Source organism: Pseudomonas tensinigenes (assembly GCF_014268445.2).
Classification (GTDB): domain Bacteria; phylum Pseudomonadota; class Gammaproteobacteria; order Pseudomonadales; family Pseudomonadaceae; genus Aquipseudomonas; species Aquipseudomonas tensinigenes.
Genome location: NZ_CP077089.1, coordinates 4705691 through 4719877, shown reverse-complemented (window position 1 = coordinate 4719877; position 14187 = coordinate 4705691). Strand labels below are relative to the sequence as shown.

The window sequence follows — 14187 nt, the reverse complement described above, 5'->3', positions numbered from 1 at the left end:
ACAGCGCGTATAACCACCAATCAACCCAAACGAATATTCAGGCTCTGAGCATCGCCCGTGCGTGCGGCGTTGATCAGTTGTTGCCGTGAATTTGCGTTCAGCGGGTTGAGCCAAGTGACTACGGTGTGACTGCGACCCAGTTTCAGGGCTTCGCATGCCAGTTGCTGAGCGCTTTGAGCGCCCCTTGGTTGCAGCAGCAGAATACGCTCGCGATTCAAACCGGCATCCCGCAGCCATGTCTGGGTCAGGCTTGCAGGAGGCGCTATCAGCGTCAGCCAGCGCGCGTCCTGATCTTCACTGAGTTCGCGAAGGATCGGGGCTAGCAGGTTCAGGCAGTTCCCGGCAGCACCCCGCAGTGACAGCTCACTGAATACTTCGGGTTCGGCATTCCACGGGCGCTCGACCACATCTTTCAGAGCCGGCGCCATCGGTTGCGCCAGAAACGCTTCGAATAAAGGCAGTTGTGTTTGCTGAGGGGGGTGCGGGAACTGCATAAAGCCTCCTTTAGCGGCGAATGACGCCGACACTCAAGCCTTCGATCACCAGTTCCTGATCTTTCAGGTCAACTTCGATAGGGGCGAACTCGGGGTTTTCGGCAATCAGCCAGACCTTGCTGCCTTCACGCTTGAAGCGTTTGACCGTTACTTCATCGCCGATGCGTGCGACGACAACCTGGCCGTTACGCGCTTCACGGGTGGTGTGCACCGCGAGGAGGTCGCCGTCGAAAATGCCGATGTCCTTCATGCTCATGCCGTGCACGCGTAACAGGTAGTCGGCACGAGGGTGAAAGAAGGTCGGGTTGATGTTGCAGGATTCCTCGATATGCTGCTGGGCGAGGATTGGCGCGCCGGCAGCGACCCGGCCAATGATCGGCAGGGTGGAGTCGTCGGCCTTGGCTTCGAAGCCGGGAATGCGAATACCGCGAGAAGCCCCAGGGGTCATCTCGATGGCACCTTTGCGGGCCAGTGCCTTGAGATGTTCTTCAGCCGCGTTCGGCGACTTGAAGCCAAGTTCCTGAGCGATTTCCGCACGGGTCGGCGGGTAGCCGTGGTCTTCGAGGCAGCGTTTGATAAAGGCCAGAATCTCGGCTTGGCGTGGCGTCAGCTTTAGCATATTGATCGCTCTGTCTTTTTATACAGTGACTGGGATTATATACAGTGAAGCGTGCTTGGCAATGCCCGTTTTTTTGCCTGCCGCCGGACGGTCAGAAGAAGCGTTTAATAAAGCGTCGGCCTTGTGTGGTTAAATAGCTGACCGACCATTCCCAAAACGAACTGGCAGGCTTGACAAGGCACAGGCTGAAACGTATGTTTCAAACAAGTGTTTGTCAGGCGGAGTAGCCATGGCCCAGTCGGAAACCGTTGAACGCATTCTTGATGCTGCTGAGCAGTTGTTCGCGGAGAAAGGTTTCGCTGAAACCTCATTGCGTTTGATTACCAGCAAGGCTGGCGTCAATCTGGCAGCGGTGAACTATCACTTCGGTTCAAAAAAAGCCCTGATCCAGGCGGTTTTCTCGCGCTTCCTCGGGCCGTTCTGCATCAGTCTCGATAAAGAGCTGGAGCGTCGTCAGGCCAAGCCTGAAAACAAGCCAACCCTCGAAGAGCTGCTGGAAATCCTTGTCGAACAGGCCCTCGTGGTTCAGCCACGCAGCGGCAATGATCTGTCGATCTTCATGCGCCTGCTCGGTCTCGCGTTCAGCCAGAGCCAGGGCCATTTGCGCCGCTACCTGGAAGACATGTACGGCAAGGTATTCCGTCGCTACATGTTGCTGGTCAACGAAGCCGCACCACGCATTCCGCCGATCGAGCTGTTCTGGCGCGTGCACTTCATGCTCGGCGCCGCCGCGTTCAGCATGTCCGGCATCAAGGCTTTGCGCGCAATCGCCGAGACCGATTTCGGCGTCAACACCTCCATCGAACAAGTGATGCGCCTGATGGTGCCATTCCTCGCTGCAGGCATGCGCGCCGAAACCGGCGTCACTGACACAGCCATGGCCACCGCGCAACTGCGTCCGCGCAGCAAATCGACGCCGGTCGCCGCCAAGGTTTAACCGCACACGGGTGGGCGCGGCAGCTTGTATCCGCTAAGCTAGCCGCCCATGCCGACTCTCGTTCTGAACCCGATCTTCATAGAAATTGCCGACCTGCCGAGCATGGCTCACGGTAGCGATTTTCTGCGGATCGGGTTTTTCGTTTTCAAGGAATTTCTATGACTGCTGGCCTGCAAGGCTCGTTGATGGTGGACGTCGCCGGTATCTGGCTGACGGCCGAAGATCGCCAACTGTTGCGTCAGCCCGAAGTGGGCGGCTTGATCATCTTCGCGCGCAACATCGAGCATCCGCGCCAAGTGCGTGAACTCAGTGCGTCGATTCGCGCGATTCGCCCGGATCTTTTGCTGGCGGTGGATCAGGAGGGCGGTCGCGTGCAGCGTCTGCGTCAGGGCTTCGTGCGTCTGCCGGCCATGCGCGCCATCGCCGATAACCCGAATGCCGAGTACCTCGCCGAGCAATGCGGCTGGATCATGGCCACCGAGGTACTCGCGGTTGGGCTCGACCTGAGCTTCGCCCCGGTGCTCGACCTCGATTACCAGCGCAGCGCCGTCGTCGGCACTCGTTCGTTCGAGGGCGATCCCGAGCGTGCCGCACTGCTCGCCGGTGCATTCATTCGCGGCATGAACAGCGCGGGCATGGCGGCCACCGGCAAGCACTTCCCTGGCCACGGCTGGGCAGAAGCGGATTCCCACGTCGCGATCCCGAACGACGAGCGCAGCCTCGACGAGATCCGCGCCAACGACCTCGTGCCGTTCGCCAAACTCAGTAAACAACTGGCCGCGATCATGCCAGCGCACGTCATCTATCCGCAGGTTGACTCGCAGCCAGCCGGTTTCTCCCGCCGCTGGTTGCAGGACATTCTGCGCGGCGAGTTGCAGTTCGACGGCGTAATTTTCAGCGACGACCTGTCGATGGCCGGCGCCCACGTGGTCGGCGACGCCGCCAGCCGCATCGAAGCCGCTTTGACTGCCGGTTGCGACATGGGCCTGGTGTGCAACGACCGCGCCGCTGCCGAACTGGCCCTGAGGGCCGCACAACGGATGAAGGTCAAGCCATCCGCGCGCATCGCGCGCATGCGCGGCCAGGCATTCGCCAGTACTGATTACCGGCAGGATCCGCGCTGGCTCACCGCCATCGGCGCGCTCAAAGACGCTCAACTGATCGATTAAGGATTTTTCGCTATGACGGTTTACGCAATCATCGGTGGCACCGGCCTGACCCAGCTCGAAGGCTTGACCATTCGCCAATCGCTGGCGGTGGACACGCCCTATGGCGCGCCATCGGCCGACGTGCAGATTGGCGAGTACGCTGGCAAGGAAGTGTTGTTCCTTGCACGTCATGGCCACCCGCATCGCTTCCCGCCGCACAAGGTCAACTACCGCGCCAACCTGTGGGCCTTGAAGCAGGCCGGTGCCGAGGCAATCATCGCGGTGAACGCGGTGGGCGGTATTCACCCTGAGATGGGCACCGGGCATTTCTGCGTGCCGCACCAGATCGTCGACTACACCAGCGGCCGCGAGCACACCTTTTTCGCCGATGATCTGGAGCACGTCACCCATATCGACTTCAGCTTCCCCTACAGCGAACCGTTGCGTCAGCAATTGATCGCCGCTGTGGCTGCCGAAGGTTGTGAGTACAGCGATCAGGGCGTGTATGCCTGCACCCAGGGCCCGCGTCTGGAAACGGTCGCCGAGATCGTGCGTCTTGAGCGTGATGGCTGTGACATCGTCGGCATGACCGGTATGCCGGAAGCGGCACTGGCCCGCGAACTGGATCTGGATTACGCCTGTCTGGCACTGGTGGTGAACCCGGCAGCGGGCAAGACCACCGAAGTGATCACCATGGCCGAGATCGAGCAGGCGTTGCATGACGGCATGGGCAAGGTGAAGTCGGCATTGGCGCGGGTGTTGGCCGGCTAAGGACTGCCCATGAGCATTCTCATCGAACGGCTCAAGTCGTTGGCCTGGACTCAGGCATTCAGTAGCAAGGCGCTGGCCAAGGCTCGCGCTTATGCCGCCGAGGACCGGGTAGAGATCATCGAAATCAATGACAGAAAGATCGAGGCGTTCTGCGTCGGTTCGGAAAGTCAGGCATATGAACAAAGCATTTACCTGTCCGAAGATCGGCTGGGTTCCGTCAACTTGCGTTGCTTGTGCAGCTGTCCTGTCGTAATCGACTGCAAGCATTGCGCTGCGGTGCTCTATCACCTGCAGGGCAGTGCTGATGATGCGTCTGAAAGTGACGCACAGATCCCTTTGGGGCGGGCGCTGGAACATTGGCTTTCGACCATTCCCGTGCCGGCCAAGCCTGCTGAAGAAGGCGCGCAAACCGCAGGCACGCGCCTGTTTTACAAGCTCAAGCCAACGCCTGTGAGCGGCAAGTGGCTGCTCGATATTTTCAAGGTTTCCCAGCTCAAGAGCGGCGAGTTACGCGAAGTCAAAACGATGTATTCGCTAGCGGAAATGCTAATGCGTCAGCCCGGCTACCTGTCCGAGCTGGATCTGCGCATTGCCAGGCTGCTGGTTGCCATGCACTCTCACCACGCCTATTACAGCGGCTATCCGCTGGAAGGCAGCAGCGGCGCCGAACTGCTGGAAATGCTCCTGCGCACCTCGCGGCTGTTCCTCGATTTCGAGGATCTGCGACCGTTGGTGCCGGGCGCGAAGCGCATCGGCCAGTTCGCCTGGGCCGAGCAGGCTGACGGCGGGTTCCGCGCGCAGTGGAGCAGTGCCGAGGCGGCGCAGGAAACCGTACTGGCGCTGGAGCCGCTTTATTACCTGGATCGTGAACAGCGGCAGATTGGCCCTCTGTTCAATGAGCTGGAAGAAAAACTGGCCAGCCATTTGACTCTGGCGCCGGACATTCCGGCGCGTCAGGCCATGCAGTTCAGCCATCGCATGAGCGCCGCGACGAGAATCCCGCCGCCACACCAACTGACCGAACGAATCATCGACGACGTACTTCCTCAGCCACAACTGACCCTCGTCAGCGGTCGGGAGCGCTCGCGCTGGGAATACGTTCTGGAGCACCGCGCCGCCCTGGTGTTTACCTACAACGGCCAGCCGACGGTGGATCGCAACCCGGAAGTGATGATCCTCAACGGTACCGAAACCCAGCGCATTCAACGCCAGCCTGCGGTGGAAAAGAAACTGCGCCAGATACTGCAAAGGCTCGGCTTCAAGAAAGCCACGCGCAAGAGCTCGCTGGATCGTCCCGGTGAGATGTTCACGTTGCCGGATGATTCCGCCTGGCTCGGGTTTATGCACGAAGGGCTTGCCACGTTGCGCGCCTCGAACTGGGAAGTGGAGATGAGTCCCGGCTTTCATTTCAATGTGCAACCGGTTGAGCATTGGTACGCCGAGGTCGAAGAAGAGGCCGGGCATCAGTGGTTTGATTTGCAGTTGGGTATCGTCGTCAATGGCCAGCGCTACAGTTTGCTGCCGATCCTTCTGCACTTGTTGCGCACCCAGCCGCGCTTGCTTGACCCGGTCAATCTGGCACAACGCAGCGATGACGAAAAACTCCTGATCGAACTGAAACCCAGCGGTTTTGGCGACCCTTCAGGCGCCAAGGTCGCGCTGCCGCTGAGTCGGGTCAAACCGCTGATGGCCACGCTGGGCGAGTTGTACCTGGGCGGTCATCAGGGCGATGCACTGCGCTTGAGTGTCCCGGATGCCGCGCGCTTGAGTATGCTCGATGGCGTGCCGCTGGATTGGCAGGGAGGCGAGCGGCTGCGCACCTTCGCCAAGCGCTTGCAGAATTCCAGTCACACCCACGTCGCTGCACCGGCGGGCCTTAACGCGCAACTGCGCCCGTATCAGCTCGAAGGCCTGAACTGGATGCAGACTCTGCGCGAGCTTGAGGTCGGCGGTATTTTGGGCGATGACATGGGGCTGGGCAAAACGCTGCAAACCCTGGCGCATCTGCTCACGGAAAAACACGCCGGTCGCCTTGATTGCCCGGCTCTGGCGGTGATGCCGACCAGCCTGATTCCCAACTGGCTCGACGAGGCCGAGCGTTTCACCCCCCAGTTGAAAGTATTGGCGCTGCACGGCTCGGGGCGGCAGAAGGATTTCGCTGATCTGGCTGAGTACGATCTGGTACTGACCACTTACGCGTTATTGCCGAGGGATCTGGAGACCTTGCAGCCGCAGCTGTGGAGCGTGCTGATTCTCGACGAAGCGCAGAACATCAAGAACCCGATCAGCAAAGCGGCGCAAGCGGCCCGTGACCTGCAAGCCCGCCAGCGCTTGTGCCTGAGCGGCACGCCATTGGAAAACCACTTGGGCGAGCTGTGGTCGCAGTTTCATTTCCTCATGCCCGGTTGGCTTGGCGACAGCAAGTCCTTCAATCGCGATTACCGCACACCAATCGAAAAGCACGGCAATGTTCAGCGCATGCAGCACCTGACGGCACGCATCAAGCCGTTTTTGTTGCGTCGCAAAAAGGATCAGGTCGCCACCGAGTTGCCGCCGAAAACCGAAATCATCCATTGGGTCGATCTCAGCGACGGCCAGCGCGATGTCTATGAAACGGTTCGCGTGGCGATGGACAAAAAAGTCCGCGACGAAATTGCCCGCAGTGGCGTGGCGCGCAGTCAGATCATCATTCTCGATGCCTTGCTCAAGCTGCGGCAGGTTTGTTGCGACTTGCGCCTGATCAAGATGCCGCTGACGGCGAAGGCGCTGCGCTCCGGCAGTGGCAAGTTGGTCAGTTTGATGGAGATGCTTGAAGAGCTGCTCGGCGAAGGGCGCAGGATCCTGCTGTTCTCGCAGTTCACTTCGATGTTGGCCTTGATCGAGGAAGAATTGCAGCAACGTGACATTGCCTATTCGCTGCTGACCGGTGACACCACGGATCGGCGCACACCGGTGAAGGATTTTCAGGGCGGCAAGGTGCCGCTGTTTCTGATCAGTCTGAAGGCCGGGGGCACCGGTTTGAACCTGACCGCCGCAGACACGGTGATCCACTTCGACCCTTGGTGGAATCCGGCGGTGGAAAATCAGGCCACCGATCGCGCGTATCGAATCGGGCAAAACAACCCGGTGTTTGTTTACAAGTTGATCGCTCGCGGCACGGTAGAGGAAAAAATACAGGCGTTGCAGCAGGAGAAAGCCGCGTTGGCCGGGGCGGTGCTTGAGGGTGGGACGACGGGTGGCTGGAAGCTGGAGCAGAGTGACATTGAGGCATTGTTTGCGCCGTTGCCTGTATCCAAGGGTTGAGCCTGGGTTTTAACCGTTAGACCGAGGTGAGCCATTCGCGAGCAGGCTCGCTCCCACACTGGATCTGTGGCATTCACCAATCCAGTGTTCATAGGGATCTTGTGAATCACACAAATCTAATGTGGGAGCGAGCCTGCTCGCGAAAGCTATTTAACAGGCGACAAATATCTCAACGCTTATCGAGCTTATCCGGCAACGGCGCAAACAACGCTTCGATATCATCACTCTGCAACTTCCAGTCCCCGGCCTTGCGCCCATCCAGCACGCCTGCCGCCAAGTCGGATTTTTCCTTTTGCAGGTGCTGAATCTTCTCTTCCACCGTGCCCCGGGCAATCATCTTGTAAACGAACACCGGTTTCTCCTGACCAATCCGATACGCCCGATCCGTCGCCTGATTCTCGGTCGCCGGGTTCCACCACGGGTCGTAGTGAATCACCGTATCCGCTTCCGTCAGGTTCAAGCCCACGCCACCAGCCTTCAGACTGATTAGAAAGATCTGACGCTTGCCGCTCTGGAATTCCTTAACCGGCGTACGCCGATCTCGGGTTTGGCCGGTCAGTAGCGCGTAAGCGACATTACGTTTTTTCAGCTCGTCTTCGATCAAGGACAGCATCGAGGTGAATTGCGAAAACAGCAGGATCCGCCGGCCTTCCTCGAACAACTCCTCGAGCATTTCCATCAGGCTGTCGAGCTTGCCCGAGGTGCTGCCGCGAGCGGGCAGGGTGGCGTCGTTGACCAGACGCAGATCGCAGCAAACCTGACGCAGCTTGAGCAGCGCCTCAAGAATGATGATCTGACTGCGCGCCACGCCTTTACGGGTGATCTCGTCGCGGACTTTCTTGTCCATCGCCAGGCGCATGGTTTCATACACATCGCGCTGCGCTTCGTTGAGATCGACCCAATGGATGATCTCGGTTTTCGGCGGCAGTTCGGTCGCGACCTGCTCTTTGGTCCGGCGCAGCAGGAACGGTTTTATTCGACCGTTGAGGTGCTGAAGTCTGACTTCGCTACCGCGCTTTTCAATCGGCACGCGGTAATCGGCGTTGAAGCTTTTCACGTCGCCGAGCCAGCCCGGCAGCAGGAAATGGAACAGTGACCACAACTCACCCAAGTGGTTTTCCAGCGGCGTACCGCTGAGGCACAGGCGCTGGCGTGCATTGAGCTCGCGTGCGGCTTGAGCGGCTTTGCTGTTCGGGTTTTTGATGTACTGCGCCTCATCCAGCACCAACACATGCAGCGGCTGCTTGGCCAGACGTTCGACGTCTTTGGGTAGTAGTGCGTAAGTGGTGAGGATCAGGTCGTAATCCGCCAGATTGTCGAAGTGCTTTTTGCGAGTGGCGCCGTACAGCGCAACTACTTTCAGTTGCGGGGTGAAGTGCGCCGCCTCATCGAGCCAGTTCGGAATCAGGCTGGTCGGCATCACCACCATGCACGGGCGATCGAGGCGACCGGCGATTTTCTCACTGAGAATATGCGCCAGAGTCTGTAGGGTTTTGCCCAAGCCCATGTCGTCCGCAAGAATCCCGCCGACTTCCAGTTGCCGTAGCGATTGCATCCAGCTCAAGCCTTCGAGCTGATACGGGCGCAGTGTCGCATTCAAGCCCTCTGGGGCTTCTGCGCTGAAATCACGAATATCACGCAGACGTTGGGCAAACGTGCGGATATGTTCGCCGCCCTCCCACAGCAGCGGAAGACCTTCCAGTGAATTGAGACGCGTGGCATCGGCCTTGCTCAGGCGCAGGGTAGTTTCGCCCGGCTCTTGCAAATAGAACTCGCCGAGCGTCATCAATACCGGCTTCAACCGGCCCAACGGCAAAGCCACTTGCAACGGCCCATGCTCGCTGGTGCGTTGCGGAATGTTGACCAGAATCAGTTCATCATCGCGGCGACGGGCGAGGCGTTCCGGGTTGAGGATTTCCGCGTGCGAGCGCATCAGGTTGAGCAGGATCGGCAACAGGCTCAGGCGCTCACCGTTGACGATGATGCCCAGTTCCAGATCGAACCAGTCGCGATCCGGCACCTGTTCGACCGTGGCATACCAGTCATCCACGGCGGTCAGATCGAAGCCGAATTCCTCATCGATCTGCAGCTCCCAACCTTGGCTGCGCAGTTTCGGCAGATCGTTGAGGGTAAACGTCAGCCAGGCGCTGTCATTGACCATCTCGTACAGCTCGCCGGCGCTTTCCGGCAGCGCTTTGCTCTGCCGCGTGGCGATGCGAAAGCCGAGGATTCTTAACTGTTCGCGGTAGGACTGTTCGACTTCCGGGTGACGTTTTATCCGCAACGTCTGGGTTTCCTGACGGATCAGGATGTCGCTGTGCTTCTGCCCGCTGACGTACTCATCCAGATAACTGAACGACAACGCCGCGCGGTGCTGAATATAGCGCTGCATTTTGCCGTTACGCGGTTCGAAAGCGCTGAACTCGACGCTGGCCAGCCACAGGCGCGGCATCGGCTGAACATTATCGACCAGCACTTGCGGCGGCGCTTTCGGGCTGCGGTTTTCCAGCACGGCTTGCAGCTTTTCCAAGAGTTCGGCGTCTTTGGCGGCGGCGGGGTAGTCGAGGGTTTCCTGCACTTTCAGCAACACCGCTGCGCAATGTTTGCAGTTGGTGCGAACCGGGCAGGTGCAGCCAGCGTCCACCAGCAGCAAAGTGCCTTTGGCTGACTCGCGCAGATGAATCGTCTGACGGTAAACGTTACCGCCAGAGCCTTCGCAACTGGCGGTAATCGTTGCATCGCCGACCTGGGCGATGCGTACCCGGTTTTCCACGGCGTAGCGGCGGCCACGCTCCAGGCTCTGTTCCTTGAATCGGCTGACCCAAGAGGGCGCCAACGGTTTGCTCAGCGGCGGGTTCATAAGGACTTCGATCAGTCCGGAATCGCTTCAGGCGCTTCCCGTGGCGCAGGCGCGGTCAGGGAAGTGATCTTGATCAGCAGGGCCAGATGGCCGTTGTCGAGATAGTTGAGCTGGCCATTCTTGGTGTGGCTGTCCTGTTTCAGGCGCTCGCTGGCAGTGACCAGGCCATTGGCGTCGATCTGATTGACCCAGAAGTCGGCAGTCACGTCGGTGAAGCGCCCGAGCTTCATCTCCAGCGTGCCTTCGATCGGGAACTGGCCGAACTGCTCCTGGCCGTCGCTGACCGCGACTTTCGCCGGCGCTTCACCGAGGGTTTGCTGCCAGGCCTTGTGCATCAGCACGCTGTAATCGCCGCTGGCGGTGAGTTTGGTCACCACGTCATTCAGCGCAGGTGTGCGTTTGCTGTCATCGCCCAGGCGCTGAGCGCCAGCGGCCCAGTCTTCCGGCGCGGCACGGCTGACGATGGCCGGCACAGCGTTCTGGCGCACCAGAATCATTTCGACCTGATACAGGTCATCGGCAAAAACCGAAGGTGCTACCAGGGTGAGTAGCAAAGTCAGCGAGCGAAACAGGCGCATGCGGCGTCCTTTAAACAGATTTCGGGAGGAGGCGCTCAAACAGCGCCTCTACAGTATTAAAGCGCTCTTCCGGGCGTTCCATCGGCACCTGGAACTTGAACATCGTCGCGCCTTCGAATTTGTAGCGTTTTGGCTGGCTCTGGATCAGCTTGATCAGCGTCATCGGGTCGACCGGCGTCTGCGCTTCGAACTCGATACGTCCACCTTGCGGCCCGCCATCGACTTTCTTGATGCCCAATTGTTCGGCCTGCAACTTCAACGCCGTGATCCGCACCAGATTCTTCGTCGGTTCCGGCAACAAGCCGAAACGGTCGATCATCTCGACTTGCAGATCCTTCAGGCCTTCCTCATCGGTCGCCGACGCGATGCGCTTGTACAGAATCAGGCGTGCGTGGACATCCGGCAGATAGTCTTCCGGTATCAGCGCCGGTACGCGCAGATTGACCTCCGGGCCACCGCCCAGCGGTTGATCAAGGTTCGGTTGCTCGCCCTTGCGGATCGACTTCACAGCGCGCTCAAGCATTTCCATATACAGCGTGAAACCGACGGCTTGAATCTGCCCGCTCTGGCCATCGCCGAGCAGTTCACCGGCGCCACGGATTTCCAGGTCGTTGGTGGCCAGTACGAAACCGGCGCCGAGGTCCTGGGTGTTGGCGATCGCCTCCAGACGCTTTTCCGCGTCCGAGGTGATTTGCTGGCGCGGCGGCGTCAGCAGGTACGCGTAAGCCTGGTGGTGGCTACGGCCAACGCGACCACGCAACTGGTGCAGTTGCGCCAGGCCGAACTTGTCGGCGCGCTCGATGATGATGGTGTTGGCGCTCGGCACGTCAATGCCGGTCTCGATGATGGTCGAGGCGATCAGCACGTTGAAACGCTTGTGATAGAAGTCGCTCATCACCTGTTCGAGTTCGCGCTCGCGCATCTGTCCGTGACCGATGCCGATACGTGCTTCCGGTACCAGTTCGGCGAGATCGGCAGCGCATTTCTCGATGGTTTTCACATCGTTGTGCAGGTAGTAAACCTGACCGCCACGCAGCAGTTCGCGGAGCAGGGCCTCTTTGACCGTGCTCTTGTTCTGCTCCATGACGAAGGTGCGCACCGACAAGCGACGCGCCGGCGGCGTGGCGATGATCGACAGATCGCGCATGCCCGACACCGCCATGTTCAGCGTGCGCGGAATCGGTGTGGCGGTCAGCGTAAGAATGTCGACTTCGCTGCGCAGGGCCTTGAGCTGTTCTTTCTGACGGACACCGAAACGGTGCTCTTCGTCGATGATCACCAACCCGAGGTTTTTGATTTTGACGTCGTCGGACAGCAGCTTGTGCGTGCCGATGACGATGTCGATCTTGCCTTCCGCCAGATCGGCAATCGCCGCATTCACTTCCTTGGCCGATTTGAAGCGGCTCATTACCTCCACGGTCACCGGCCAGTCGGCGAAGCGATCGCGGAAGCTGTTGTAGTGCTGCTGGGCGAGCAGGGTGGTCGGTACCAGAATCGCCACTTGACGACCGCCATGCACAGCGATGAACGCCGCGCGCATGGCCACTTCGGTCTTGCCGAAACCGACGTCACCGCAGACCAGTCGATCCATCGGTTTCGGCGCGAGCATGTCTTCGCGCACGGCTTCGATGGTCGATTGCTGATCCGGGGTTTCTTCGAACGGGAAACCGGCGCTGAACGTCGCGTAATCGGCCTTCGGGTCGGCGAATGCGTAGCCTTCGCGAGCGGCGCGGCGGGCATAGATGTCGAGCAGTTCGGCGGCGACATCGCGCACCTGTTCGGCGGCTTTGCGTTTGGCTTTCTGCCAAACCTCGGAGCCGAGGCGGTGCAGCGGGGCCAGCGCATCGTCGCTGCCGGTGTAGCGCGCAATCAAATGCAGGTTGGCCACCGGCACATAGAGTTTGGCGTTCTCGGCGTATTCGAGGGTGAGGAATTCGGCCGCCTGATTGTCGATTTCCAGAATCGTCAGGCCCAGATAGCGGCCGACACCGTGATCGATGTGCACCACCGGGGCGCCTTCACGCAGCTCGGTGAGGTTCTTGATTACTGCATCGTTGTTGCCGTCGGCACGTTTCTCGCGGCGGCGACGTTGCATCACGCGTTGGCCGAACAGCGGGCTTTCCGCGACCAGTGCCAGCGCCGGGTCATCCAGCATCAGACCTTCATCGAGCGGGGCAATGGTGATCGCCAGGCGATCCTTGCTCGCGACGAAGTCCGGCCAGCTGTCGACGGTTTTCGGTCGCAGCTTCAGACGCTCAAGCAACTCCAGCAGGACTTCGCGACGGCCGGCGGATTCAGCGGTGAACAGCACGCGGCCGGGGAATTCATCGAGAAATGCCGACAGCGCCGCCAGCGGTTGCGTGGCTTTGGCTTCGATCGCCAGGTTCGGCAGCGCCTGCGCGGGGAATCGCTCGCGGCCGACGCCGGTTTCGACGTCTTGCTGACTGGCAACCACACGCGGCCAACTCTTCAGGCGGGCGAAACAATCTTCCACCGGCAGGAACAATTCGGCGGGTGGCAATAAAGGACGCGATGGATCGACGCGGCGCTCTTCATAACGATTACGCACGTCGTTCCAGAAATTCTCCGCCGCTTGCTCGATGCCCGGCAGCGAGAACACTTGCGTGTCTTGCGGCAGGTAATCGAACAGGGTCGAGGTTTCGTCGAAGAACAGCGGCAGGTAGTACTCGATACCGGCCGGAGTAATCCCGCTGCTCAGATCCTGAAAGATCGGGCAGCGACGGAAGTCGACGTCAAAGCGCTCACGGAAGCGCGCCTTGAAGCGGGTGACCGCGTCTTTTTGCAGCGGAAACTCACGGGCCGGCAGCAGCTTGACCGAGTCGACCTTGTCGATGGAGCGCTGGTTTTCCGGATCGAAAGTACGCAGGGTTTCGATTTCGTCATCGAACAGGTCGATGCGATAGGGCAACTTGCTGCCCATCGGGAACAGGTCGATCAACGCGCCGCGCACGGTGAACTCGCCGTGCTCATACACCGTGTCGACGTAGCGATAGCCGCTGGCTTCGAGACGCGAGCGCATCTGTTCAACGTCGAGCTTCTGACCGACATCCAGCACCAGGCTGCTGCCGAGCAGGAATTTGGTCGGCGCCAGACGATGCAGGGCCGTGGTGATCGGCACCACCAGCACGCCATGTTCCAGTTCCGGCAGCCTATACAGGCTGGCGATGCGCTGGGAAATGATGTCCTGATGCGGCGAAAACAGGTCGTACGGCAGGGTTTCCCAGTCGGGGAAATGCAGCACGGGCAAATCCGGGGCGAAGAAACTCAGCTCCTGTTCCAGTCGTTCAGCGCTCTGGCTGTCGGCGGTCAGTAGCAGGGTGAAGCGCTTGGCAGCGCTGGCAGCCTCGGCAATCGCCAGACTGAGGGCAGCACCGGGCAAATTGCCCCAATGCTGTTTACCTGCCTCGGCAGGGAGTAGCGGTAGACGCAGAACGGGCACGGAAGGTTGAGCTCCAG

General features: G+C 59.9%; 9 protein-coding genes. 4 read left to right on the top strand and 5 right to left on the bottom strand.

Annotation, left to right across the window (positions count from 1 at the left end):
• Positions 1–20: 20 nt before the first annotated feature.
• Both sulA and lexA read right to left on the bottom strand, forming a co-directional pair.
• Positions 21–494 (bottom strand): SOS-induced cell division inhibitor SulA, encoded by a 474-nt coding sequence (gene sulA / locus HU718_RS20790; protein ID WP_186615756.1) that lies wholly within the window; start codon positions 492–494, stop codon positions 21–23.
• Positions 495–504: 10 nt separating this feature from the next.
• Positions 505–1113 carry a transcriptional repressor LexA gene (lexA, locus tag HU718_RS20785; RefSeq protein ID WP_095121048.1) on the bottom strand — a complete coding sequence of 203 codons (609 nt, stop codon included), beginning with the start codon at positions 1111–1113 and terminating at the stop codon, positions 505–507.
• 229 nt (positions 1114–1342) lie between these two features.
• On the opposite strand from lexA, the gene HU718_RS20780 reads away from it, so the two are divergent.
• The 4 genes from HU718_RS20780 (at position 1343) to HU718_RS20765 (ending at position 7272) form a co-directional block, all read left to right on the top strand.
• Positions 1343–2050 carry a TetR/AcrR family transcriptional regulator gene (locus HU718_RS20780; RefSeq protein ID WP_016986747.1) on the top strand — a complete coding sequence of 236 codons (708 nt, stop codon included), beginning with the start codon at positions 1343–1345 and terminating at the stop codon, positions 2048–2050.
• 158 nt (positions 2051–2208) lie between these two features.
• Positions 2209–3219 carry a beta-N-acetylhexosaminidase gene (nagZ, locus tag HU718_RS20775; RefSeq protein WP_186615758.1) on the top strand — a complete coding sequence of 337 codons (1011 nt, stop codon included), beginning with the start codon at positions 2209–2211 and terminating at the stop codon, positions 3217–3219.
• A 12-nt stretch (positions 3220–3231) separates the two neighbouring features.
• Positions 3232–3969, top strand: coding sequence for an S-methyl-5'-thioinosine phosphorylase (locus HU718_RS20770; RefSeq protein WP_150730825.1), 738 nt, complete (start codon positions 3232–3234; stop codon positions 3967–3969).
• Between the two features lie 9 nt (positions 3970–3978).
• Entirely contained in the window at positions 3979–7272 is a 3294-nt protein-coding gene (locus HU718_RS20765) for a DEAD/DEAH box helicase (protein ID WP_186615760.1), read from the top strand.
• A gap of 169 nt (positions 7273–7441) precedes the next feature.
• On the opposite strand, the gene HU718_RS20760 is transcribed toward HU718_RS20765, so the two are convergent.
• The 3 genes from HU718_RS20760 to mfd are packed head-to-tail and all read right to left on the bottom strand — an operon-like array spanning position 7442 to position 14170.
• Entirely contained in the window at positions 7442–10132 is a 2691-nt protein-coding gene (locus HU718_RS20760) for a DEAD/DEAH box helicase (protein WP_186615762.1), read from the bottom strand.
• 11 nt (positions 10133–10143) lie between these two features.
• Positions 10144–10710 (bottom strand): CsiV family protein, encoded by a 567-nt coding sequence (locus HU718_RS20755; RefSeq protein ID WP_016986743.1) that lies wholly within the window; start codon positions 10708–10710, stop codon positions 10144–10146.
• Positions 10711–10720: 10 nt separating this feature from the next.
• Positions 10721–14170, bottom strand: coding sequence for a transcription-repair coupling factor (gene mfd / locus HU718_RS20750; RefSeq protein WP_186615764.1), 3450 nt, complete (start codon positions 14168–14170; stop codon positions 10721–10723).
• Positions 14171–14187: the final 17 nt, after the last annotated feature.